At 67.0% G+C, this 24,468-nt stretch carries 21 protein-coding genes; 11 read left to right on the forward strand and 10 right to left on the reverse strand.

Going from position 1 to position 24,468, the window contains the following annotated elements:
* Positions 1 to 184: 184 nt before the first annotated feature.
* Both rpsT and mutM read right to left on the reverse strand, forming a co-directional pair.
* The gene (gene rpsT / locus GRI62_RS01130) at positions 185 to 445 is read right to left on the reverse strand and encodes a 30S ribosomal protein S20 (RefSeq protein ID WP_131451589.1); all 261 of its coding nucleotides are present in this window, start codon (positions 443 to 445) and stop codon (positions 185 to 187) included.
* A gap of 175 nt (positions 446 to 620) precedes the next feature.
* A complete protein-coding gene (gene mutM / locus GRI62_RS01135; protein ID WP_131453700.1) occupies positions 621 to 1,436 on the reverse strand; it encodes a bifunctional DNA-formamidopyrimidine glycosylase/DNA-(apurinic or apyrimidinic site) lyase in 816 nt (271 codons plus the stop codon).
* 70 nt (positions 1,437 to 1,506) lie between these two features.
* Between mutM and GRI62_RS01140 the strand changes: the two genes are divergently transcribed.
* The 7 genes from GRI62_RS01140 to dut all read left to right on the forward strand — a co-directional run bounded on the left by GRI62_RS01140 (position 1,507) and on the right by dut (position 9,445).
* Positions 1,507 to 2,448 carry a DMT family transporter gene (locus GRI62_RS01140; protein WP_131451590.1) on the forward strand — a complete coding sequence of 314 codons (942 nt, stop codon included), beginning with the start codon at positions 1,507 to 1,509 and terminating at the stop codon, positions 2,446 to 2,448.
* An 11-nt stretch (positions 2,449 to 2,459) separates the two neighbouring features.
* Complete coding sequence (locus GRI62_RS01145) at positions 2,460 to 3,191, forward strand: class I SAM-dependent methyltransferase (RefSeq protein WP_131453701.1); 732 nt, start codon at positions 2,460 to 2,462, stop codon at positions 3,189 to 3,191.
* A 143-nt stretch (positions 3,192 to 3,334) separates the two neighbouring features.
* Positions 3,335 to 4,891 (forward strand): 2-polyprenylphenol 6-hydroxylase, encoded by a 1,557-nt coding sequence (gene ubiB / locus GRI62_RS01150; RefSeq protein ID WP_131451591.1) that lies wholly within the window; start codon positions 3,335 to 3,337, stop codon positions 4,889 to 4,891.
* Complete coding sequence (locus GRI62_RS01155; protein WP_131451592.1) at positions 4,879 to 6,000, forward strand: hypothetical protein; 1,122 nt, start codon at positions 4,879 to 4,881, stop codon at positions 5,998 to 6,000. Before ubiB ends, GRI62_RS01155 begins: the two co-directional genes overlap by 13 nt.
* Positions 6,001 to 6,012: 12 nt before the next feature.
* A complete protein-coding gene (locus tag GRI62_RS01160) occupies positions 6,013 to 7,146 on the forward strand; it encodes a hypothetical protein (protein ID WP_131451593.1) in 1,134 nt (377 codons plus the stop codon).
* Between the two features lie 63 nt (positions 7,147 to 7,209).
* Entirely contained in the window at positions 7,210 to 8,979 is a 1,770-nt protein-coding gene (locus GRI62_RS01165; RefSeq protein WP_131451594.1) for a bifunctional phosphopantothenoylcysteine decarboxylase/phosphopantothenate synthase, read from the forward strand.
* Positions 8,972 to 9,445, forward strand: coding sequence for a dUTP diphosphatase (gene dut, locus GRI62_RS01170; RefSeq protein ID WP_131451596.1), 474 nt, complete (start codon positions 8,972 to 8,974; stop codon positions 9,443 to 9,445). The genes GRI62_RS01165 and dut overlap by 8 nt, the downstream gene beginning before the upstream one ends.
* Before the next feature lie 65 nt (positions 9,446 to 9,510).
* On the opposite strand, the gene GRI62_RS01175 is transcribed toward dut, so the two are convergent.
* Positions 9,511 to 10,050 carry a hypothetical protein gene (locus GRI62_RS01175; protein ID WP_131451598.1) on the reverse strand — a complete coding sequence of 180 codons (540 nt, stop codon included), beginning with the start codon at positions 10,048 to 10,050 and terminating at the stop codon, positions 9,511 to 9,513.
* A gap of 122 nt (positions 10,051 to 10,172) precedes the next feature.
* On the opposite strand from GRI62_RS01175, the gene GRI62_RS01180 reads away from it, so the two are divergent.
* Entirely contained in the window at positions 10,173 to 11,249 is a 1,077-nt protein-coding gene (locus tag GRI62_RS01180; RefSeq protein ID WP_131451600.1) for a winged helix-turn-helix domain-containing protein, read from the forward strand.
* A gap of 63 nt (positions 11,250 to 11,312) precedes the next feature.
* On the opposite strand, the gene GRI62_RS01185 is transcribed toward GRI62_RS01180, so the two are convergent.
* From GRI62_RS01185 to secB, 4 genes are all read right to left on the reverse strand, one after another.
* Entirely contained in the window at positions 11,313 to 12,020 is a 708-nt protein-coding gene (locus GRI62_RS01185; protein ID WP_131451602.1) for a DUF4136 domain-containing protein, read from the reverse strand.
* A 294-nt stretch (positions 12,021 to 12,314) separates the two neighbouring features.
* Entirely contained in the window at positions 12,315 to 13,349 is a 1,035-nt protein-coding gene (gene trpS / locus GRI62_RS01190) for a tryptophan--tRNA ligase (RefSeq protein WP_131451604.1), read from the reverse strand.
* Between the two features lie 12 nt (positions 13,350 to 13,361).
* A complete protein-coding gene (murJ, locus tag GRI62_RS01195; protein WP_131451605.1) occupies positions 13,362 to 14,975 on the reverse strand; it encodes a murein biosynthesis integral membrane protein MurJ in 1,614 nt (537 codons plus the stop codon).
* Between the two features lie 29 nt (positions 14,976 to 15,004).
* Positions 15,005 to 15,568 (reverse strand): protein-export chaperone SecB, encoded by a 564-nt coding sequence (gene secB, locus GRI62_RS01200; RefSeq protein ID WP_131451606.1) that lies wholly within the window; start codon positions 15,566 to 15,568, stop codon positions 15,005 to 15,007.
* A gap of 312 nt (positions 15,569 to 15,880) precedes the next feature.
* Between secB and GRI62_RS01205 the strand changes: the two genes are divergently transcribed.
* Genes GRI62_RS01205 through GRI62_RS01215 form a run of 3 tightly spaced genes read left to right on the forward strand, consistent with a single transcriptional unit; the run spans position 15,881 to position 18,339 of the window.
* A complete protein-coding gene (locus GRI62_RS01205) occupies positions 15,881 to 16,513 on the forward strand; it encodes a Tim44/TimA family putative adaptor protein (protein ID WP_131453702.1) in 633 nt (210 codons plus the stop codon).
* A gap of 13 nt (positions 16,514 to 16,526) precedes the next feature.
* Positions 16,527 to 17,723, forward strand: coding sequence for a murein transglycosylase A (gene mltA, locus GRI62_RS01210; RefSeq protein ID WP_234032798.1), 1,197 nt, complete (start codon positions 16,527 to 16,529; stop codon positions 17,721 to 17,723).
* A gap of 37 nt (positions 17,724 to 17,760) precedes the next feature.
* A complete protein-coding gene (locus tag GRI62_RS01215; RefSeq protein ID WP_131451610.1) occupies positions 17,761 to 18,339 on the forward strand; it encodes a Smr/MutS family protein in 579 nt (192 codons plus the stop codon).
* Positions 18,340 to 18,430: 91 nt separating this feature from the next.
* Here the strand turns inward: GRI62_RS01215 and GRI62_RS01220 are convergent, their stop codons facing one another.
* The 3 genes from GRI62_RS01220 to GRI62_RS01230 form a co-directional block, all read right to left on the reverse strand.
* On the reverse strand, positions 18,431 to 20,485 hold the full coding sequence (locus GRI62_RS01220) for a S46 family peptidase (protein WP_131451611.1): 2,055 nt from the start codon (positions 20,483 to 20,485) through the stop codon (positions 18,431 to 18,433).
* A gap of 72 nt (positions 20,486 to 20,557) precedes the next feature.
* Positions 20,558 to 22,033, reverse strand: a complete 1,476-nt coding sequence (locus tag GRI62_RS01225; RefSeq protein ID WP_131451613.1) for an aldehyde dehydrogenase family protein — start codon at positions 22,031 to 22,033, stop codon at positions 20,558 to 20,560.
* Positions 22,034 to 22,119: 86 nt separating this feature from the next.
* Complete coding sequence (locus GRI62_RS01230; protein WP_131451614.1) at positions 22,120 to 24,210, reverse strand: catalase; 2,091 nt, start codon at positions 24,208 to 24,210, stop codon at positions 22,120 to 22,122.
* Positions 24,211 to 24,468 lie beyond the last annotated feature (258 nt).

Genomic DNA, 24,468 nt, shown 5'->3' on the forward strand with positions numbered 1-24,468 from the left:
TGCGAATCGCGACAATTGCGTGGGTCCAAACCCGGCGCATCATCCGCTTCGAAGGCCGGCAGCGAAAACGCGAACGGGGGCCGTGGATAACCACGACCCCCGTTTGAATTTCGTTCCGATTACGTTCGCCGCCTGGTTGCCAGACAGCGCGAATCGATCGGCGGCCAGACCGCCGGGCAGCGAATCAGAGCGCGGCGATTCGCTTGGACAGGCGGCTCATCTTGCGCGACGCGGTGTTCTTGTGGATCACGCCCTTGGCAACGCCCTTGGCGATTTCCGGCTGCGCGACCTTGAGCGCATCCTGCGCGGCCTGCTTGTCGCCCTCGGTGCAGGCGGTCTCCACCTTCTTCACGAAGCCGCGAATGCGGCTCCTGCGGGCGCCGTTGATCTCGGCACGCTTGTCGTTGCGACGGATACGCTTCTTGGCTTGCGGCGTGTTGGCCATGTTTTCCTCGTGTCTCGGCCGTCCGTGAACGGCCGGTCTTGTCTTGGATAGAATCGGTAAAGCGACGCGTAAGCGCCGGAAAGCGCGCCACCTAGTTGGCATGCGATGAAATTGCAAGCGCCAACGGCCTCGGCGTGCAGGGTTCAATAGCCCCATTGTTACGATGGGGCCAGGGTCATTTCTGACAGACTGGACAGAACCAGGTGCTGCGCCCGCCTTGCACGATGCGCCGCACGGTGCCGCCATCATCGCGCAGGCACGCCTGTCCTTCCCGTCCGTAGACCTGAAAGCGGGTCGCGAAATAGCCCAGTTCCCCATCGGGCCGGGCATAGTCGCGCAGGGTCGATCCGCCGTCCTCGATCGATTGCAGCAGCACCTCGCGGATGGCCGGCACCAGCCGCGCGAGGGCCGGGCGATAGACCTTGTCGCCGTGCTTGCGTGGGTGGATGCGTGCGCGAAACAGCGCCTCGCACACGTAGATATTGCCCAGCCCCGCGACTACGTGCTGATCGAGCAGCAAGAGCTTGATCGCCTGCCGCCGCCCGCGGATGGCGCGGCGCAGGTGATCGACGCTGAGCGCCTCGCCCAGCGGCTCGGGGCCCATTGCGGCAAAGGCGGGCCAGGCATCGAGCAGCGGCGTATCGACGAGGGCGACGTAGCCGAAGCGGCGCGGGTCGTTGAGCGCGAAGCGGTTTGCCGCGGTCTCGATCAGCAGGTGGTCGTGCCTGTCCGCCGATTCGGGATCGATGCGCCAGCGCCCGCTCATGCCGAGATGGAAGATCATCGTGGTGTCGCGGTCGGTGTGGACGAGGCCATACTTCGCCCGCCGCCCCAGGCCCGACACCCGCGCGCCGGTGAGCGCCTGCACCAGTCCGGTGGGGAAGGGGAAGCGCATGTCCGGCCGGGCCAGGACGACGCGCTCGATCCGCTGCCCGTCGAGGAAGCGCGCCAGGCCGCGCACGGTGGTCTCTACTTCGGGAAGCTCGGGCATGGGCGCAATGTAGGGGCGCGCGCGCATTCTGTCATCGCCAAGCGTGCGGCTGCCGCCTATCGCACCGGCGATGACGCTTCGACCCGATACGCGCGCGCTTGCCCTGCTTGGCCTGGTGATGGTCTTCTGGGCCGGCAATTCGATCGTCGGGCGCGCGGTGGCGGACAGTATTCCTCCGCTGACCCTGGCTTTCATGCGCTGGACGGGGGCCTCGCTGCTGCTGTTGCCGTTTGCCTGGACGCCGCTGCGCCGCGACCTGCCGGTGCTGCGCACACAGTGGAAGGCGGTGCTGCTGCTCGGCCTGCTGGGCATCGGCGCGTTCAATGCGCTGCTGTACAGCGGCCTGCACTATACCACCGCGACCAACGCGCTGCTGCTGCAGGCGGCGGTGCCGGCGCTGGTGCTGGTGCTTGATCGGATGTTCTACAAGGTGCGGGCCGGGGGCTGGCAGGTGGCGGGCACGGTGGCCTCGACGCTTGGCGTGATCATCGTGGTGTTCCGCGCCGACCCCGCGCTGCTCGCCGCGCTGCACCTGGGCGCGGGCGACGCGCTGGTGCTGGCCTCGGTCGTGGTCTGGGCGCTCTATACCGTGTTCCTGCGCCTGCGTCCCCAGGTCTCGCCCGTCAGTTTCGTGGCGGCGACATTTGCCGTGGGCGTGGTCTCGATGGCACCGTTCGCTGCCTGGGAATTCACGCGCGGGCTGCGAATCGCATGGAGCACGGGAACGGTCCTCGCGCTCGCCTACGTCAGCGTCTTCCCCTCGCTGCTCAGCTACTTCATCTACAACGCCGCTGCCGCGCGGCTGGGGGCGGCGCGGGCCGGCCAGTCGATCACGCTTCTGCCGATCTTCGGCGCTCTGCTTTCGGCCGTGTTGCTGGGGGAGGCGCTGCACTGGTATCATGCGCTGGGCATGGCAATGATCGGGGCGGGCATCGCCATGGGCCTGCTGGCATTGCGACGGCAACAAGCCGGTGGCGCACCTGCCGGTGCCCCGCTAGAGGGCGAGGGATGAGCGAACAGGCCATGAGCGAGAAAGTCAGCTTCGGGTACGAAGATGTCGCACCGGACGAAAAGACGCGGCGCGTGGGCGGCGTGTTTTCCAGCGTGGCGGCCAAATACGATATCATGAACGATGCCATGTCGGGCGGGATGCACCGGTTGTGGAAGGACCAGTTCGTGCGCCGCGTGAAACCGCAGCCCGGCGAGGCCGTGCTCGACATGGCGGGCGGCACCGGCGACATCGCCTTTCGCATGGCTGCGAGGGGCGCCGAGGTGGTGGTGGCCGACATCAACCAGGACATGCTCGACGTCGGCATCGAGCGGGCAATGGCGCGCGGCATAGATGGCCTGTCGTGGTCCTGCCAGAATGCCGAGCGACTGAGCTATCCCGATCGCCAGTTCGACGCCTACACAATCGCCTTCGGCATCCGCAACGTCACCGACATCCCCAGGGCCCTGCGCGAAGCGCACCGGGTGCTGAAATACGGCGGGCGGTTCTTCTGCCTGGAATTTTCCACCATGACCTTTCCCGGCATGAAGGAAGCCTACGACTTCTACAGCCACAAGCTGGTGCCCCGGATCGGCAAGGCCGTGGCAGGCGACGAGGAGAGCTATCGCTACCTGGTCGAGAGCATCCGCCGTTTCCCGCCCATGGCCGAATTCGAAGGCATGATCCGCACCGCCGGATTTGCCCGAACCAGGGTAGAGCCGATCATGGGCGGACTGGTGGCTATCCATTCGGGGTGGAAGATCTAAGTGGCGTCTGTTCGCTCCGCACTACGTGCTGCGCTGCGCCCGGCACCGGCCCGCTCCCCCACCCGGCCACCCATGGCATTATCCTGTAGGGTGGCCGGGTGGGGGAGCGGGCCGGTGCCGATCGAGCGGTCAGGCGAGCAAAAATGACGCGGCCGTCCACCCATATCTGGCGGCTCCTTACCTGGGGCCGCACGCTGGCGCGGCACGGCGCGCTGCGCGGGATCGAGCGTGATCCCAACACGCCCCCGCCAGTCAAGCGCATCGCGCGGCTGGCACGGCTGGGCACCTTTCCGCCGGCCGAGCCCGACTATGCCGGCGCCTTTCGCGCCATCGGCCCTGCTGCGATCAAGCTTGGCCAGACGCTGGCGACACGGCCAGACCTGGTGGGAGAGGACGCCGCAAGGAACCTGCTCAGCCTGCAGGACAGCCTGCCGCCGGTCCCCTATGCGGCCATCAGGCAAGAGATCGAGCGCAGTTTCGAACGGCCGGTCGAACAGCTCTTCACCAGCGTCGATCCCGTGCCGGTCGGCGCCGCCAGCATCGCGCAGGTGCACCGTGCCGTCACCACCGATGGCCGCGACGTGGCGATCAAGGTGGTGCGCCCCGGCATCCGCGAGAAGTTCGCGCACGATATCGCCACCTATGAATGGGCTGCCGCGCATGTGGAGGCGATGGGCGGTGAAGCGGCGCGGCTGCGCCCTGCGCTCACCATCGCCAATTTCAAGCGCTGGACCAACAGCGAGCTCGACCTGCGGCGCGAGGCGGCCTCGGCCTCCGAACTTGCCGATCACATGCGCGGGGTGGATGGCTACTGCATCCCCGGTATCGACTGGGATCGCACCAACGGCCGCGTGCTGACGATCGAGTGGATCGACGGCATCAAGATTTCCGATCGCGACGCGCTGGTGGCGGCAGGTCACGACCTGCCCGATCTCGCCCGGCGGCTGGTGCTGGCCTTCCTGACCCAAGCGATCAGCGCTGGTTTCTTCCATGCCGACATGCACCAGGGCAACCTGTTCGTGAAGGCCGACGGCACCATCGTGGCCATCGATTTCGGCATCATGGGCCGTATTGATCGGCGCGCGCGGCAGTGGCTGGCGGAAATCCTCTACGGCCTGACCGTGGGCGATTACCGCCGCGTCGCGGAAATCCATTTCGAGGCGCAATACGTGCCGTCCTACCATTCGGTGGACGAGTTCGCGACTGCCCTGCGCGCCGTGGGCGAACCGATGCGCGGCAAGCCGGTTTCCGAACTCAGCGTCGGCCAGATGCTGGACGGCCTGTTCGCCATCACCCGCGACTTCGACATGCAGACCCAGCCGCACCTGCTGCTGCTGCAAAAGACGATGGTCATGGTCGAAGGCATCGCCACCAGCCTCGATCCGTCGATCAACATGTGGGACGTTTCCGCGCCCTTCGTGCGCAGCTGGATCCGTGACGAGCTGGGACCGGAGGCCGCGCTGGCCGATCGCCTGCGCACGGATTTCGACACCCTGCTGCGCCTGCCCGAACTGGTCCGACGTATCGAGGACGCCTATCCGCCCAAGGGCGCCGCGCCCGAGCCGCCGCCACTGCCCGCCATCGAACTGGTGTGGGAACGCCGCCGCCGCGAAGGCAGCGCGTGTCTGGGGTATGCTGTCGCGGCGCTCGCAGGGGGCGCAGTGGTCTACGGGGGAATTTGGGCAGGGTGGCTCGGATAAAGGGACGCATCCGGCGCAGGCCGGCCGACTGGGATCGCTTCGCGCAGTGGGCGCCGGGCGCGGCTATGCTGATGCTGGCCGTGATCGCGGCGCTGCTGCTGGGCGCTGCGCTGACGGAGCGGTCCGCCATCCACGACGCGCCGCGCGCTCCCGCCGTCGCTGCTCCGGCTTCGACCGTGACCACGGCAGCCGCCACGCGCGATACTGATCTGCAGCTCTACGATGTCATCGCCGCGCGGGTTCGTGCAGGGGATGGCTATTATCGCGCGGCGGTGGAGGAACAGCGGGCGCGCGGCTTTCCCGTGCGCCCCGGACTGGCGGTGCGGCTGCCGACGCTGGCCCACGTGCACGCCGCGATCGGGCCTTATGGCCTGATGGTGCTAGCCGCGCTGCTCGGCGTGGGCACGCTCGTCGCCTGGCATTACCGGCTGCGCGACGTCGCAGGCACTGGCGGACGGCTGCGGATCATCCTGCTGCTGGTGGTAATCGGCGCGGTCACGGGGCTGAAGCCGCAATACCTTGCGCTGCACGAGGTCTGGTCGGGTCTGTTGATTGCGTTGGCGCTGGGTCTCTATCGCCCGAACCGCTGGTGGCCCGCCGTGCTGGCGGGCGCCCTGGCGCTGGCGGTGCGGGAACTGGCGCTGCCCTTTGCGCTGCTGATGGGTGCGCTCGCCCTCCTGCGCGGCAATCGGGGGGAGGCGCTGGCATGGGGCGCAGTGGTGCTGCTCTTCGGCGCGGCGCTGGCAGGCCATCTTGCCGAGGTCGCCCGTTTCACCACGCCTGCCGACCCTGCCAGCCCGAGCTGGTTCGCCCTGCGCGGTATCGGCGGCGTGACCTCCAACGTGGTCCTCTCCAGCCCGCTGCACCTGCTGCCGGGCTGGCTCGCCGCGCCGCTGGCCTTGCTGCCGCTGCTCGGCTGGGCCGGCTGGCGCACGCGCTTTGGCGAGACGGGCTTTCTGTTGACGCTGGGCTACGCGCTGCTGTTCGCCGTGGCCGGGCGTGACAACAACTTCTACTGGGCGCTGATGGTGATGCCGGTGTGGTTCGTCGGCCTCGCCTTTGTGCCGCGTGCGCTGGCGAGCCTGTGGGCCTCCGCCCGCGGGAACTGAAGAACGCGGGACATGGGGCGCGAGAACTTGGGAGCAGGGCGCTTCTGGCACGATCCGGTCGGCTGGAGCGAGGCGCGCCCGCACCCGCTCGCCCGCCTGCCGCGATGGGCGGCATGGCTTGCGCTTGCGCTGTTGGCTGTCAGCTTGGTCTGGGCGGCTTTCGCGGCAACTCCTGCGGGCGGCCCGGACGCTGCGGTTGCCACGTCGGACACAAGCGCTGGCGAGGGCGGGAGCCAGGGCGATCTTGCACTCTACGCGCGCATTTCCGGCCGGGTCATGGCGGGCGAGGATTACTATGCCGCCGCCGTCGCGGAGCAGCGCGCGGGCAATTATCCGGTCCGTCCCGCCGTCACCGTGCGCCTGCCGACGCTTGCCCTGCTGCATGGCTGGATCGGGATCGAGGGCACGGGGCTGCTGCTGAAACTGCTCTGGCCGCTGGCGGCAATCGCGCTGATGCTGCGGCTGCGCGGCCAGCTCGCAGGGCCGGAGCGGATCGCCTGCGGTGTCTTCGCCATGCTGGGCGGCGCGGCGGCGGCGATCCCCTTGGCGCCGCTGATCCACGAATTGCCCGCCGGGCTGCTGCTCACCCTGGCACTCGCGCTCTATCGGCCGGATCGCTGGTGGCCCGCACTCGTCTGCGCTGCCATGGCGCTGGCCTTTCGCGAGCTTGCCGCGCCCTTCGTCGCGCTGTGGTTCGTGCTGGCGCTGTGGCAGCGCCGGGCGGGTGAAGCCGCGGCGGTGCTGGGCGTGCTGGTGCTGTTCTCTCTTGCCATGACCCTGCACGCGCAAGGGGTGGCAGCGGAGGTCCAGCCGGATGACCGCGCATCGCAAGGGTGGAGCGGGCTGGCCGGCCCGATGCTGCCGCTTGCCGCGCTGGCGAACCTCAGCGCATTGCTGCTGCTTCCGCACTGGCTCGCCGCGCCGCTGGCGATTCTGCCGCTCGCCGGCTGGCTGGGCCTCGGCGGGCGGAGCGGGCTTTTTGCAGGGCTGTGGTTCACAGGGTTCCTCGCCGCGATGGCGCTGTTCGCACGGCCGGAGAATTTCTATTGGGCGCAGGTGCTGCTGCCCGCCTACCTTGCCGGCTTCGCCTTCGTGCCGCGGGCAATCGCTGATCTCGCCCGGGCGGCTGGACTAAAGCATTCTTAACCATCATTTGCCATGGCGCAGCCTTGGACTAATAACGGCGAAGCGATTTTGCCACTGCAGCACATGACCCCGGAGGGAGAGACGATTCAGCCCCTTGGCCAACCCCTTGCCCATCCGCGCATCCTGCTTGTCGTCGGGGGCGGTATCGCTGCCTACAAGTCGTGCGAACTGGTCCGCCTGGCGAAAAGGGGCGGGGCAGAGGTGACCTGCGTTCTGACCGATGGCGGGGCGCAGTTCGTCACCCCAATGGCGCTTGCCGCGCTGTCGGGCAACCAGGTCCACACCAGCCTGTGGGACCTGAAGAACGAGGCCGAGATCGGCCACATCCAGCTTTCGCGCGAGGCCGACCTCGTGGTCATATGCCCCGCCACCGCCGACCTGATGGCCAGGATGGCGGCAGGCATCGCCGACGACCTTGCCACCACGCTGATCCTCGCCACCAATCGCCCGGTGATGGCGGTCCCGGCGATGAACGTGAAGATGTGGCAGCACGACGCGACGGTGCACAACGTCGAGGTCCTGCGATCGCGCGGGATCACGGTGATAGAGCCCGACATGGGCGACATGGCCTGCGGCGAGTTCGGCCCCGGCCGCCTGCCCGAACCCGAAGCGGTTTGGGTGGAGATCGCCGGCGCGCTGGGGCTCGACGCCGGTGCCGCGAGCGCCGATATCGCCGCCTACCTCGCCCGCCGGTACAACGCGCCCGACTACGGCGAAGACGAGGATTACGAGGAAGATCCCGCTCCTTCGGGCGGTGCCAGCATGGGCGGAATGCTCGGCTCGCTGATCCAGCGCGCCACGCCGCACTGGGCGCAGAGCGCAGAAGCGGCCGAGGAGGACGAATACGAGGGGATGGACCTGCCCGATGGCCTCGTGGAAGGCCCCGACCTGCCCGAACCCGACTATTCGGGTTTCGGCGGCCTGATGGCCAAGAAGGGCAGCGCCACCGCCGCTCCGCCGACGGACCGCGAAGCGATCAACCACCAGGTCAACGCCCGCCAGGCCGCGCCGCAACCGTTCGAAGGGGAGGAGGCCGCCGCGCCGGTTGCTCCCATGGCGAGCCCGATGGCCTTTGCGCACAGCGACCCCGTGGATTCGCGCGCGGAGCTTTCGCTTGTGCCGGCATTGGACGCCTTCGATCCGCTGGCCGGACAGCCCGGCTTCGATCAGGACGTGGAGCATCGCCCGCTCTACGGTCGCCACGTCCTCGTCACCGCCGGGCCCACGCATGAGCCTATCGACCCGGTGCGTTATCTCGCCAACCGATCGAGCGGCAAGCAGGGCTATGCCATCGCCGCCGCCGCCGCTGCCGCCGGCGCGCGCGTCACGCTGGTATCGGGGCCGGTCCATCTGCGCACGCCGCTGGGCGTGGATCGCATCGATGTGGGGTCCGCACAGGAAATGGCGGACGCCGTGCGCGAGGCGATGCCGGCGGACGTTGCCATCATGGTCGCGGCCGTCGCCGACTGGCGCCCGCGCGACTACATCGGCGAGAAGATCAAGAAGCGCGGCTCCGCCCCGCCGGCGCTGATCCTCACCGAGAACCCCGATATCCTTGCCAGCGTGGCGGCCAGCGCCAATCGGCCGGAACTGCTGATCGGCTTCGCGGCAGAAACCGGCAACGTGGTCGAAAACGCGCGCAAGAAGCGCAAGAGCAAGGGCGTCGACTGGATCGTCGCCAACGATGTCTCGGGCGACGTGATGGGCGGAGAGGACAACGAGGTCCACCTTGTGCGCGAAGGCATGGTCGAGAAGTGGGACGAAATGACCAAGCAGGACGTGGCGATGAAGCTGGTGCTGCAGGTCGCCGACAGGTTGAAGGTGAATGCCTGACGTCGCCCCTCGCCGCGTGGCGGTGCAGATCAAACGCCTGCCCCACGGGGAGGGGCTCGCGCTGCCCGTCTATGCCACTGCCGGCGCGGCGGGCATGGACGTGGTCAGCGCCGTGGCCGCCACCATCCGCCCCGGCGAACGGCACGCGGTGGCGACAGGCTTCGCGCTCGCCATTCCCGATGGCTTCGAGATACAGGTGCGCCCGCGCTCGGGCCTTGCGCTGAAGCATGGCATCACCGTGCCCAATGCGCCCGGCACCATCGATTCCGATTACCGCGGCGAACTGAAGGTAATCCTCATCAACCACGGCCCGGACCCCTTCGTGATCGAACGCGGCGACCGCGTGGCGCAGCTGGTGCTTGCGCCCGTGACACAGGCGGCATGGAACGAGGTCGAGGACCTTGCCGATACCGCGAGAGGCGCGGGCGGATTTGGCTCGACGGGGGGGCACGCGCGCCTCGGTTGAACGAACGAAGGGCGAGCCGATGCGGCCCGCCCTTCTATCCGGGGGGCTGGACCCGGATATGCGGTTCAGCGCTGGCGCACGGCGCGATCGAAGGACCAGGCCGCGCTGCCCCACAGCAGGGCGAGAAAGGCGAGCAGGCCCCATTCCACCCCGTGCCCCGGCATGGTCTGCGTGGCAATGACGCCGACCGCCGGCTGGCCCACGGCGATCGCGCCGGTGATCCAGCGCATGGCGGCAGGGCGAAAGCGCGCCACCAGCGAAAGCACGATCCCGCCCAGCACCATGAAGAAGAAGAACTGGTTCACCCACTCATCATCACCGATGATGCCGACGGCGGCATTGATCCACATGGTGAAAAAGGCCGTGAAGCCGCCGAGCAGGTAACCGGCGCGCTCCTGTCCGCCGCGGGCCAGCCGCACGGCGAGCTCCACCACGCCGCCGAGGAACCCGAGCAGCACGGCGGCAAACACGAAGTCGCTGGCCGTCCACAGCACGCCGGGTGCGTCGAACTGCATGGCCAGGGCGGGAAGCAGCAACAGCGCGGCGAGGCTGCCCCAGCCGGCGATGCGCCAGCCGTTGGTGAACTTGCGGTGGATAGTGGTCATCTGCATTGTCTCCGTTTGCTGACCGGCCAGTGCCTCGCTTGCGTGCTGAGCGGCATGAGCAATTCGTGAGCAATGGCTGAAAACCTTCCCACCCGGCACCAGGCTGGATAGGACACCCGGCAATGGCGGATCGCACCACCCCCCCTCTCGCCTATCGCTTCGGTGGCTACGAGCTCAACGTGACGGATCGCCGCCTCAGCCGTGGCGGTGCGCCGGTCGAGCTTGGCAGCCGCTATTTCGATGCGCTGGCCCTGCTGGTGGCTGAGGGCGGGGCGCTGGTATCCAAGGACCGCTTCATGGACGAGGTGTGGCGCGGCATTCCGGTTACCGACGAGGCATTGACCCAGTGCATCCGCACCCTGCGCCGCGCATTGGGAGACGATGCCGCGAACCCCCGCTTCATCCGCACGGTGCCCAAGCACGGTTATCGCTTCGTAGGTGAACTGGAAGACACAGGCGAGCCCGTGGACAGCGATTCGCGGCCTGCGCTGTCGGAGCCGGATTCATCGGCGGCGGAGCCTGCCGTGCAGGGGGCGCTCTCCCTGCCATCGCGCGTGGCCGGGGCGACCACGCTGGCGGGGCTTGTCGCCGGTGTGCTGGCGGGGCTGGTCTATGGCGTCGTTGCGGGGACCGGCGGGGGCGGGGGCGTGCTGGTGCTCGCCGCGCTGGTCGGTGCGCTCGGCCTGCTGGCCGGGGCCGGCGTCGGCGCTGGCACGGCGGCGGCGCTGGCCTGGCGCGGGCGGGCGGACCTGTTCGTGCTGCCCGCGGCGGCGCTTGGGGGTCTGGCCATCGGCGCGATCGGGTCGCTGCTCGGGCGCGAAGGCGTCGGACTGATGGGCGCACGCGCGCTCGGCCACGTCGCCGGCGGGTTCGAGGGAATGCTGCTCGGCCTCGCCTGCGGGCTTGTGGCATGGCTGGCGTTTGGCGGCCATTCGCGCGCCCGGGTTTTGGGAAGCGCGGTGGTGCTGGGGGCGCTGGCGGGCCTCGCCGTCCACCTGGCGCGCGGGACCTTGCTGGCGGGATCGCTGTGGAGCCTGCAACGCGGCCTTCCCGGGGTAGAGCTGGCGATGGAGCGGCTCGGCGTGCTCACCGGCGGGGCGACGCTCAGCGCGGCGGCGCTGGGTATCCTGACGATTGCGGAAGGGGCCGCCTTCGTGCTGGCGACGGCGCTGGCCGCACTGGCGGTTCGCCGGCCCTAAATATGCCAAGGGCGGACTTTCCATGCCGGAAAGCCCGCCCCGATCATCTTGTCCTTGCCTGCGTCAGCGGCGCTGGCGCTGCGCCGGCATGTCTTCCGGCGCGACGGAGATACGCACGGTTTCCCCCGAATTGCCGGGGAAGTCGGTGAACATGGCTTCTACCAGGTTGGGCACCAGGTACTGCAAGCGGTTCGAAGTGGAGGCGGCTTCGGCCTGGCCTTCGAACAGGCGCTGGCCCGATGCCGCGTCATCGATCTTCAGCGCCACGCCGCTGGTGTAGACGGTATAGCTGCGAACGTCCTGCTGGCCGAAGAACGGATCCTGCCAGCCGTAACCCCAGGCGCGGCTGGGCAGATAGGCGACGCGCGTGCGGCCAACCCGGTCGCGATAGAGCACCGGTCGGCTATAGCCGTACCAGGAATTGTAGAACGGATCGCGGTAGCCGGTGGAGCGGACGCGTTCCCGCCCGTTGTCGACGCCATAGTCGAAGCGCACCAGCAGGGTGGCAGCCTCGGGCGAGGCGGCCTGGACATAGCCCAGTTCCTGCATCTCGCCAGCGACGTAGCGGGCGTATTGCGAGAATTCGAGCCCCCCCGACAGGGCCGGGTCTTCCGCGACGACGTAAAAGCTTTGACCCTGCGGCGCAGGAAGCTGGCTTTCGAAACGGGAGACATCGGCGGCAAAGCCGGTTGCGCAGGCGGACAGTCCGAGGGCGAGCGCGGGTAGGACCGCAAGCTTCGCGCCTCTCTTGAGCATGGTCGTTACGGTCATGGCAGAAATCTCTTTCGACAAAGTGCGAATGGACACGCGCGGCCCCCCATTCATGGCGCGCACTAAACTCTACGATAGAACGGTCTTTATCAAGGGCGGGGTGAACCGCGATTGAACCGCAAATATGCGAATTGTTTAGTCATATCAGCACGCTGCATCGAAATTTGCAGTCTTTTCAATCCCGGCGATCACGCAGCAAGCTTCGCTGCCTGTCGAGCGACCGCTACCGGGGGGCGAATCGATTATGCCTTTGTCTCCGATCCGAGAGAGCACGCAGGTCCGCGCCGCAGTCTTTCAGCCGCGCACCAGTCCGAGGGCGGAATAGGCCGCATCCAGCGTGGGCCGCGACAGCGCACGCGCCTCGGCCGCGCCGTTGGCGAGGATTGCGTGCAGTGCCTCGTGGTCGTCCTTCAACTCCACGAACCGATCGCGGATCGGGCCAAGCGTGGCCACCAGCAGGTCGGCGAGTGCCGGTTTGAAATGGCCGAAGCCCTTGCCGCCATGTTCGCGCAGCACCGCGTCCACCGCTTGCCCGGATAGCGCGGCGTAGATGCCCACCAGATTGCGCGCCTCTGCCCGATCGGCCAGCCCGGCTGCCTCGCTCGGCAGTGGCTCCGGATCGGTCTTCGCCTTCTTTACCTTGGACGCCATGTCATCCGCACTGTCGGTCAGGTTCACGCGGCTCATGTCCGAAGGCTCGGACTTGGACATCTTCCGCGTGCCGTCGCGCAGGCTCATGATCCGCGCGGCCTCTTCCGGGATATAGGGTTCGGGCAGGGTGAACACCGGTGCCTCTTCCCCATTTGCGCTTTTCGGGGCGAAGTCGTTGTTGAACTTCTGCGCGATGTCGCGGGCCAGCTCCAGGTGCTGCTTCTGGTCGTCGCCTACCGGAACGTGGGTCGCCTGGTAGAGCAGGACGTCGGCGGCCTGCAGCACCGGATAGCCGAACAGGGCAACCGACTGCCCTTCGCGGTTCTTCCCCGCCTTGTCCTTCCACTGCGTCATGCGGCTGAGCCAGCCCATGCGCGCGGTGCCCATCAGCAGCCATTGCAATTCGGCATGGGCGGGCACCTGGGCCTGGTTGAAGAGCACGGTCCTGGCCGGATCGAGCCCGCAGGCGACCAGCGTGGCGACCATCTCCAGGGTGCTGGCGTTGAGCTGCGCGGGATCGTGCGGCATGGAAATGGCGTGCAGGTCGGCAAGGAAGATCAGGCATCGCCCGCCTTGCGCCACGGCCTCGTCCTGCAGCTTCACGTAATTGCGGATCGCGCCGAGATAGTTGCCAAGGTGCGGCTTGCCCGTCGGCTGGATGCCGGAAACGACGATCATGGTATCAACTCGCTATTCGGAGAGATTGGGCGGCCCTTCGGCCTTGGGAATGGCGCGCTTGCGCGTTAGCTGGCGCACGAGGTCCTTGTCGAGCGCGCCGATAAGCAGCGCCACGGCGAAGAACACGGCAGCGCCTGCCGCCACCAGCGCGCCCAGCGACCAGACCCGGTGGAACGCGTTGCCGCGCCAGTAGGGTTCGAGCACCGGCACCAGCCATATCAGCAGTGCCGCCATGGCCGCTGTCGCCACGATCTGGCGTGCGATGCGCCCCGCCAGCTTGCCGGTAAAGGCGAACCAGCCCCGCACCTGGAGGATGGCGTAGAGCGTCAGGACGTTCAACGTCGCGGTAAAGGCCGTCGCGCCCGCCAGGCCGACGATGCCGTAGCGCGGCACGACGTAGAAATTGAGCGCGATGTTCACGGACAGGGCAAATGCCGCCACCCACACGGGCGTGCGCGTATCCTCGCGGCTGAAGAAGGCCGGCTGGAACACCTTGATGAGGACGTAGGCGGGCAGGCCGCACACCAGCGCGACCACGATGTTGCCCATGATCGCCGTGTCCGCTGGCGTCATGCGGCCACCCTGGAAGATGCCGGCGGTGAACGCTTCGGCGCAGATGGACAGCGCCACCGCGCTCGGCAGGCATAGCAGCATGGCGATTTCCACCGCGTTCGCCTGCAACCGCTGCGCCTCGGCGCGGTTGTCCGCCTGGATGTGTCGCGCCAGCATGGGCAGGATCGCGGTGCCAAGGGCAATGCCGAAAATCCCGAGCGGCATCTGGTTCAGTCGGTCGGCGTATTTCAGCAAGCTGAGCGATCCCTGCGGCAGGCTGGTGGCGAAGAACGTGTCGACCAGCTGGCTGATCTGGTAGATGCCGGCACCAAACGTCGCGGGCAGCATCAGCATCATGAGGCGTTTGACCTCGGGCGTGAAGCGCGGGCGCTTGATTGCCAGGCGGACCCCGGCCCGGCGAACGGCCCACCACATGTAGGCCAGCTGCGCCGCGCCCGCCACCACCAGCGAGATCGCCAACGCCCAGCCGACCACCAGGTCGTCGTCCGACGCGCCGCGCATGTACCAGCCGATCACGATGCCGCCGATCATCACCACGTTCAGCAGCACCGGCACGAAGGCGCCGGGCGCGAACCTGCTGCGCGCGTTGAGCACGCCCGACAGCATGGCGACCAGGCTGACGAGGCCGAGGTAGGGAAAGGTCACGCGGCTGAGCCAGACGCTGAGCTCGAACTTGCCCGCCACCTCCTGATATTCGCGCGCCAGCAGCCAGACGATGCCCGGCATCGCGAGGATGCACAGCGCGGAAAAGCCCAGCAACACCCACACGAAGACCGACAATACGTCACCGGCAAACTCGTCCGCACCCCCGTCGCCGCTTTCACTTTCGGAATCGGCGAGACGGCGCGTGTACATCGGCACGAAGGCGACGCTGAATGCGCCCTCTGCAAACAGCCGGCGAAAGGTGTTGGGCAGGGTGAAAGCAAGCTGCCAGGCATCCGCTACCAGCCCCGCACCCAGCACGCGGGCGAGCAGCATGTCGCGGGCGAAGCCGAACACGCGGCTGACCAGCGTCAGCCCCCCGATCGTGCCGACATTGCGGACGAGACTCATGGCCCTTCCGCGCCCCTATGCCGGCCGGATCAGTTCGGTGTGCCGGTGTCGTCGCCCGTCTGCGCAGGCGCGCCGCCGGCCTGTTCCTGCGCGCGCCGGTTGGCGAGCTGCTGGACATACAGACCGTTGAAATCGATCGGATCGAGCATCAGCGGGGCAAAGCCCGCATCGCGCACGGCATCGGCCACGATACGGCGAGCGAAGGGGAACAGGATGCGCGGCGCCTCGGCATAGAGGAACATGTGCATCTGGTCCTCGCCCATGTTGCGCATCCCCACCAGCCCGCAATAGGACAGGTCGACGATGTAGGCGGTGCCCTGCGCGGTCTTGCTGGTGGCCACGACCTTCAGCTCGATCTCGGTCAGCTCGTCGTTAATCTTGATCGCGCCGATGTTGAACTGCACGTCCATCTCGGGCTTGTCGCGCCACTGGAAGCTGTCAGGTGCGCGCGGGTTCTCGACCGACAGATCCTTGACGTACTGCGAGATGATGCCGGCCACCGGCTGGGTGTCCGCGCCGTTGCCCGGCAGCGGGCCGCCCGATGCGGGACTGTCGAGATCGGTGAGCACGTCGTTGCCTTGTTCATCGGCCATGGGGCGGGTCTTTCGTATCTGGCGGGCCGGCGGGCGGACTGGTGCGCCGCCGCCAGCGAGGTGGAATGCTGCGCGCGCCTAACACCCTTGCGGTTCGCCCGCAACGGCGACGACCGCCCGGCCGCACAAGCAACGATACGCCACGACGAGCCGGTCCCGCGGCGGCTTCAGCGGACCTTAAGGCGCGGTTGTTAGTTTGCTATTGCATCCTATCTCGTTCACAACGACCCGACCCCCGCGACGGGCAAAATTCGCGGCGGCAGATTTGGGAAATATCGATCCGTGGTTATCTGGGAAATCGTCATCCTCGCCATGATTGCCGCCTTCCTCGGCATGCGGCTCTATTCGGTCCTCGGCCAGAAGGCCGAGCACGAGGAGGAGATGATCGCAAGTCGGCTGGAGCAGGCGGAACAGGCGCGCAACAAGGCCGATACCGTGGCCAAGCCGCTGGCCGAAGCGCCACGGCCCGACCGTTCGCTCGACCAGTTTCCCGTTGCCGTGGAACGTGGCCTGCGGGACATTGCTGCCGCTGACCGCCGGTTCGAACTCCTCCCTTTCATGGAAGGTGCCAAGGCCGCCTACGAGGTCATTCTCGAGGCGTTCTGGCGCGGCGACAAGGAAGAGCTGAAAGAGCTGTGCGATGACGACGTCTACGCCAGCTTTGCCACGGCAATCGACGAGCGCGATAGTCTGGGCCACACGCTCGACAATCGGCTCATCCGGATCGAGGAAAGCACGGTTCACTCGGCCGTGCTTGACGGACACATGGCGCGGATCGCCGTGCGGTTCGTGGCCGATATTGCCAGCGTGACCCGCGATACCGATGGGACGCTGATCGGCGGTTCGCTCGACGATGCGATCGAAAGCCGGGACGTCTGGACCTTCATGCGCGACGTGCGCAACACCGATCCGAACTGGCTTCTCGACGAGACCGACGCCGGCTGATAGCGCCTGCGGAGTGACCTCACTTCGCCTCTCTATCGTCGCCGCCTCCTGCATCGCCCTGGCGGCGTGCACGCAGGTCATCCCCGATGGCCAGTTGCCCGAACCGCAACAACCCCTGCCCGTCGCCGAAAACGCGCGGGAACTGGGCGCAGTGCGCCAGCCCGCGGCCATCCTCAATCGGATCGACCCGCGTGACGCCGCCGACGCCCTCGACAGCTTTCGCCGCAGCTGCCGCGTGGCGACCACGCGCGAGGACGTCTCGGGCCTGACCGCCCCTGCCGACTGGGCCGTACCGTGCACCGCCGCCGCCACCTGGCCGCGCGAGCGTGCCGACCAGTTCTTCGCCGCGCAGTTCACGCCCGTCCGGGTAGGCACGGGGGAGGCGTTCGCCACCGGTTATTTCGAGCCCGAGATTGCCGGGTCGCGCACCCGCCGGGCCGCGAGCGACGTGCCCGTCTATGGCATCCCCCGCGATCTGGAACGCTGCTGGCGCGAGGATATCGCGATGAGCGAGCGCACGGGCCGTGCGCCGCTCAGCCGCCGCCTGCCCGATGGCACGTGCGTCGAATTCGACAGCCGGACCGAGATCGAGAATGGCAGCCTGGAAGGGCGCGCCCCGGTGATCGGCTATGCCGCCGACGCCATCGAGTTCTTCTTCCTGCAGATCCAGGGGTCCGGCCGCCTGGTATCGCCCACTGGCGAAGTGGTGCGCATCGGCTATGCCGGGCAGAACGGCCACGGGTACACCGGCATCGGATCGGTCATGCGGCAACGCGGGCTGATCGGCGAGGGGACGCCCTACGCGACCAGCATGCAGGGCATCATGGGCTACCTGCGCGACTATCCCGCAGAAGGCCGCGCCATCATGCGCGAGAACGCCAGCTGGATCTTCTTCCAGGAGCTTTCCGGCCCCGATGCCGCAATCGGTCCGCTCGGCAGCATCGGCGTGCCGGTGGTCGGGCAAAGCTCCGTGGCGGTGGACCCCAAGTTCGTGCCTTACGGCGCGCCGGTTGTCCTCGAACTCGACCGCGATCAGGCAGACGGCCTGTGGGTGGCGCAGGATACCGGCGGGGCAATCCGGGGGCCCAACCGCTTCGATACCTTCTGGGGCGCAGGCGCGCAGGCGCGCGAGATCGCCGGCGGAATGAGCGGGCGCGGGCAGGCCTTGGTGCTGCTGCCAAACGCGGCCGCCGCCCGGCTTCCCCGTTAGGCCTGGCCGCCGAGACGAGCACGATGAGGGCAGCGCAATGAACGGGCACCCGCGCGGCCTCTCCGCCGAGGAGGCTGCCGCGTGGGATCGGCTGGCACGCACGGTAAAGCCACTGGTTCCTGTCCGCCCGAAACCTCAGACCGGCAACTCGGACGCGGCGTCGTCGCGCGTTAAGCCCCCTCCGCCACCGCCTGCCAAGGTCCGCAAGCCCGCCGCCGCCCGCCCGCAAAAGCCGGCGCCGCCGCCGAAGCCCGCAGCCGCGCCCCCGTCACCGGGCCTCGATTCGCATTGGGAACGGCGCCTCGCGCGCACCGGCACCGATCCGGACTTCACGCTGGACCTGCACGGCCATACGCTCGATCAGGCCTATCGCCGGCTCGACGACGGATTGATCCAGGCAAAGGCAATGGGCGCGCGGCTGGTGCTGGTGGTGACCGGCAAGAGCCGCCCGGTCGATGCGGCCGACCGCGGACAGAAGCGCGGAGCCATCCGCGCCAAGATTCTCGACTGGCTGGCCGCCGGCAGCCACGCCTCCGATATCGCCGCCGTCAGGCAGGCGCACCGTCGCCACGGGGGCGAGGGGGCGCTTTACCTGGTGCTGAAGAAGCGGCGCTAGCCTGCCCGGTGAGCATCATGGTCGGGCGTGGCGGCGGTCCCCTACGGCCGCGCCAGGGCGGCGCAGCCGTAGGGAACCTGCCGCTGACCCGTCAGCGCCCGGCGCGCAGTTCGGCCACCAGCGCGGGCGCCGGGTAGATGGTCTCCAGCGCTTCCTGCACGGCTTCGGTCGAAACCGATACCGTGCGGTTCAGCGTGCCATCATAGCCGTAGTTGCCACCCAGCGAATGGATGTTGCCATCAAAGGCGGCGCCGATCACCGCGCCGTTGCGGTCGATCACGGGTGAGCCGGAGTTGCCGCCGATGATGTCGTTGGTGCTGACGAAGTCGTAGGTCACGGCAGGGTCGATATCGGCCTGGTTCGCGGCAAAGGCGGGGGCAACGTCGAACGGTGCATTGCCGGTGGCGCGCTCGAACGTACCGCCCTTAGTGGTACGATAGGGCACCATGTTGCCGCGCTCTTCCCAGCCCTGCACCTTTCCGTAGGAAATGCGCAGGGTGAACGTGGCGTCCGGATAGAGGCTGTCGCCAAAGGCGGCGAACCGCGCGTCGGCAAGCTGCGCGCCGGCAGTCGCCAGCGGGGCGGCGTAGGCGGCGTCCACCTCCTGCTGCAACGCCCGGTCGCGCGCGTTGAGGCGCAGGGCATACTGGATCATCGGATCGTCGGAGGCCTGTATCGCTTCCATCCCGCCTTCCCACAGCTGCCGGCGATAGTCTGCATCGGCCAGCCGGGTGCCCGTTACCAGGCGCTCGGCCAGCTGCTCGGGGCTTTCGCGGCCCAGCAGGAGGCGGGTGTCGCTGTCGTCGACGCCCAGATACTCGCGCGCCTTGGACAGGCTCCACGCCAGCGTCAGTTCTTCCAGCCACGGATAGGTCGGCACCTCGTCCAGCAGGCGCCGCTCGGTCAGCGGCAGCGAGCTGTCGGTGAAGCCGGGCAGACGCTCGCCATTGGGCTTGCTGCGTTCCTGCGCGGCGTAGACCAGCGCCTCGGCATAACCGTAAAGGCTGCTCGACGGAGTGATGAAGCGGTAGGGGATGTAGAGGTCGCGATAGGCTTCCACCGCGCTGTCCACGGTGGTCCACGGATCGCCGATCGCGGCATTGCCCGCGCTGCGCGCGCGCAGGTCGGTCTCGGCCTGGGCGAGCGGGCCGGTGAAGCCCGGATCGTTCAGCGCAGTGGTGCGGCCGATGTAAACCTTCAGGCTGTTCTCCAGCCCGTTCAGCGTATCGAGCCCCTCGCGTGCGCGCTCGGGGCTTTCCTCCATGGCGCGGATCAGGCGGCCACGCAGTTCGGAACTGGTGGCGACGGTGATCGGCAGGCGCACCTCGCGCTCGAACGCGCGCTGGCTTTCGGTCCACAGGCGGCTGGTGGAGCCGGGGTTACCCACGACGAAAGTGATTTCGCCTTCCTCGGGCGCGCGCGGATCCCAGCGCAGGTGGTTCGGCGTGGAGACGGGCTGGCCGTTCTCGTAGGCGCGCAAGAAGCTGGCATCGAGCGAATAGCGCGGGAAGTTGAAGTTGTCGGGATCCCCGCCGAAGGTCGCGGCGCGGTCTTCCGGCGCCCATGCCACGCGCACGTCCGAATACTTGCGATAGGTGTAAAGCTTGTACTGCCCGCCGCCGAACAGGGTGACGACCTGGCAACGGGTGGTGGCGGTATCGGGGCAGCTCTCGCTCTCGATCGCGGCGACTTCCGCATCGCGCGCGCGCACCAGCGCCTCGCCGCTCATGGTGGCGAACGAGGCCTGCACGCGGTTGGTCACATCGGTGATGCCGGTGACGACCTCGGCCTGCTGGCCGGGGCAGCGCAGTTCATCCTCGCGGCGCGCGGCGACGAAGCCTGCATCGAGGTAATCGGCATCGGCGCTGGAGTTGTCGAACAGGCAGCTGGCGATGCAGTGGTGGTTCGTCAGGATCAGGCCATCGGGCGATACGAAGCTGGCCGAGCAGCCGCCCGTCAGGCGCACCGCACCCGCCTGCACCCGGTCCAGCCAGGCCTGGTCGGGCGCCCAGCCGTATTCCGCCATCATCTGTTCGGTGGGGAAGTTGTCGAACGTCCACATCCCCTCCTCCGCGGCGGCCGGCGATACGGCAAGGCCGAGCGCGGCGACGGACGAGGATGCAAGAATTGCGAGGCGGATGCGCATGGGTGTCTCCCTTTCGAAAACTGGTTTCGGCTGCATCTACCCGGCCTCGCCTGAACGCAAGAGCAATTGCGCTCAGTTGCCAAGGTCGTCCGCGCTGAAAGGCAACTGGCGCTTTTCGTGCTGCACCGTGATCCAGTGCGTGGCGGTAAACGCCTCCACCGCCCAGCGCCCGTTGAACCGCCCGATGCCCGAATTCTTCGCCCCGCCAAAGGGGCTGAAGGGGCTGTCATTGACGGTCTGGTCGTTGATATGCGTCATGCCCGCCTGGATCTGCCGGGCGAACCGCAGCGCGCGGCCCTCGTCACGGCTGAAGACCGCGCTGGACAGGCCCATCTCGGTGGCATTCGCCAGTTCGAGGGCGTGGTCCTCGTCCCGCGCCCGCTGGATCGGCGCGACGGGGCCGAAGATCTCGTTGGTGACCAGGGGATCGTCCTCGGCAACATCGGTGAAGACGTGCGGCGGGATGACGAGGCCATCGGGCTTTCCGCCAAGCGCGCACGTCGCCTTTGACTTGCCGATCAGCTCCATCACCGAGTCGAACTGGTCGCGGTTGATGATGGGGCCGATCATGCAGGCCGGATTGTCGCGCTGGCCGACAACCAGCTTCTTCGTGCGGGCGACGAACTTTGCGGCGAACTCGTCGTAGATGCTGTCCTCCACCACGATGCGGTTGGCGATCATGCAGATCTGGCCCTGGTGGACGAACTTGCCCCAGACGCTCGCCTCCACGGTATAGTCTATATCGGCATCGTCCAGCACCACGATGGGAGAATTTCCGCCGAGCTCGAGTTCGAGCGACTTCAGCCGCTTCGATTCGAGCGCCGCCTGCCCCACCTTGCGGCCCACTGGGGTGGAGCCGGTGAACGAGACGACCGAGGCAGCCGGATGCTGCACGACGGCATCGCCGATGGCCTTGCCCGATCCCGGCAGCACGGCGACGAGGCCAGGAGGCAACTCCGCCTCCTCGGCAATGGCGGCAAAGATGGTGCCGCCGGTGACGATCGAATCGCTCGATGGCTTGATGACCACGCCGTTGCCCAGCGCCAGCGCCGGGAACAGCGTGCGCGCGGTCAGTTGCAGCGGGAAGTTCCACGGGCTGACCAGCGCGACCACGCCGACCGGGCGGCGATAGGCGCGGCTTTCCTTGCCGGGAATATCCTCGGGCAGGATGGCGCCTTCGACCATGAAGGGCAGGGCAGCGGCTTCGGAGCGAACGACCTGGGTGACCAGCATCAGTTCGAGAGCGGCCTTCAGCTTCGTGCCGCCAACCTCGCGCACGATCCAGCCAGCGATCTCGTCCCTACGCGCCTCGATGATGTCGGCGATGGCGCGCATCTTGGCCGATCTGGCGGACGGTGGCAGGCTTGCCCATTCCTTCTGTGCCTGGGCGGCAGCCTTGAAGGCTTGGTCCACGTCATCGGGCGTGGCGCCCGGCATTTCGAAAATGGTGCTTTCATCCCACGGGCTGACATTGGTCAGCGTGTCACCGGTTCCCTTGCGCCATTCGCCGGCGAGAAACATACGGTCGAGATTTTCGTAATCGCTCATTTCTGACCGGCCTTTCATGACAGGCGGACCGGACATGCCTGCCCGGTCCGCCATCTTTCGTTGTCGTTTGTCCGACCTTGGGCCGGTCAGTCCTGTTTTACTTTTTCACGATCCCAGAAGCGAAGCTTGCCGCAGCTTTTGAGGAAGTTCGTGGCAGACGAGCCGTCAGACAGTTCGACGAACCCGTCATCCATCCGCTCGGCCACGCCAGCACCCTTGAGGAGCGGCTTGGCGGCCGCGACGTAGCCAATGAACTTGGCATGGGCGAAGGCATCGTTGACGAAGTCGATCGACGGTTTGTCCAAAGCGAACTTTTCAGCCGCATCCGCACCCATCACGATGGCCACGGCATCGTAGAGAACAGATGGCGCACCATCGATCTTCTGGTCGGCCGCCATTTTCTCGCCGTCGGAAAGCTTGGCCCCCGCCACGTGTGGGGCAACGATCTCTACCGTGGCGCCAGCGTCCTTGGCCGCCTGCTTGAGCGCGCTCACCAGGGCCGCATCGCCGCCTTCGGCGATGTAGATACCCAGTTTGCGTCCGGCAAAACTGTCAGGGCCGTTCTTGAGGATCGACAGGGCCGGGCTTTCTGGCAGATCCTCGATCGTCTCGCGCGCGGCTGGCACCTTGTCCGGCATGTCGGCGAGGCCGAGGCCATCGGCGACAACCAGTGCCAGATCCTCGTCGATCCGGCGTAGGTGGCCCACCATGCGCTTGCGAATGTCCATGCGTTCGACCTTGGACAACTCGAACGTCAATGCATTGCCCATGTGCGTCTGCTCGATCGGGGTCTGCGACTTATAGAACTGGCGCGCCTGGCTGTAATGGTCGGCAAAGCTTTCCGACCGGTAGCGGACCTTGCGACCGTCCACCGGCGCTTCGTAACTTGTGAAGCCGCGGGTGGGGCAAGCGCGCGGGCCGCGATCCTCCTCCATGCCATCGCCTTCGCCCCAGCTGTTGGGCTCGTAATTCACGCGTCCCTTCGGGTTGGTCATCGCCATGTGACCGTCCTGCTGAAAGTGGCGAACGGGGCAGCGGGGCGCGTTGATGGGGATGTGCGTGAAGTTGGGGCCGCCCAACCGCTTCAACTGCGTATCGAGGTACGAGAAATTGCGGCCCTGCAGCAGCGGATCGTCGCTGAAATCGATACCCGACACGATGTTCTGGGTGCAGAAGGCGACCTGTTCGGTCTCGGCGAAGAAGTTGTCGACGTTGGCGTCGAGGGTCAATGTGCCGATGATCTCGACCGGCACGCGTTCCTCGGGGATGATCTTGGTCGAATCGAGCACGTCAAATTCGAACTCTTCGGCAAAGGCATCATCGAACACCTGGATACCCAGATCCCACTGCGGGAAGTCGCCGGCATCGATCGAATCCCACATGTCGCGGCGATGGAAGTCAGGGTCGGCGCCGTTGATCTTGACCGCCTCGTTCCACAATACCGACTGCAGACCCTGCTTCGGCTTCCAGTGAAACTTGACGAAGTGCGATTCCCCCTGCGCGTTCAGCAGGCGGAAGGTGTGCACTCCGAAGCCTTCCATAAAGCGGAAACTGCGCGGGATCGTGCGGTCAGACATAATCCACATGATCATGTGCATCGATTCCGGACTCAGGCTGACGAAATCCCAGAAGTTGTCATGTGCAGTCTGTGCCTGCGGGAAGCCCCGGTCGGGCGCCGGCTTGGCTGCATGGACGAGATCGGGAAACTTGATCGCGTCCTGGATGAAGAACACCGGGATGTTGTTACCAACCAGATCCCAGTTGCCTTCCTGAGTATAGAACTTGGTGGCAAAGCCGCGCACGTCGCGCGCCAGATCGGGCGAACCCTTGTTGCCGGCAACGGTCGAAAAGCGGGTGAAGGTCGGGACCTTCACGCCCGTTTCGTTGAAAATGCGGGCGCGCGAATACTGCGGAATGGCCTTTTTCAATTCGAAATGGCCATGCACACCGTACCCACGCGCATGGACCACGCGTTCGGGGATCCGCTCGTGATCGAAGTGGAAAATCTTCTCGCGAGCGATGTGATCTTCCAACAGCTGTGGACCGCGCGGCCCGGCGGTCAGCCAGTTTTGATCATCGGCAATCGGCGCGCCCTGCGCCGTGGTCATCACGTCATCATCGCCTTTCGGCTTCTGATGGTTTGCGCCACCCTCGGACAGTTCGAATTCGTTCGCCATGGTATCTCCTGAGCCTGAACTACCTAGAGATTACGGGGCATCGCTTCGCCTGTTCCCCGAGCGAACTTAATTAGTATCGAACCCGGCAGCACGGATGTGAAAAGGCCCCCGACAGCGATGCTGCCGAGGGCCTCCAGCGACCCGAAAAGACTTGGGGGGCAAGCTCTCCGGGCTTTGGTTATGCGGTGATGGGGGTGATGTCCGTGCCGTCCCCTGATCTACGTGGCAACCCAGCTATAGTTCCCGGTATCTCAATCA

This window comes from Aurantiacibacter arachoides (genome assembly GCF_009827335.1).
Classification (GTDB): Bacteria; Pseudomonadota; Alphaproteobacteria; order Sphingomonadales; family Sphingomonadaceae; genus Alteraurantiacibacter; species Alteraurantiacibacter arachoides.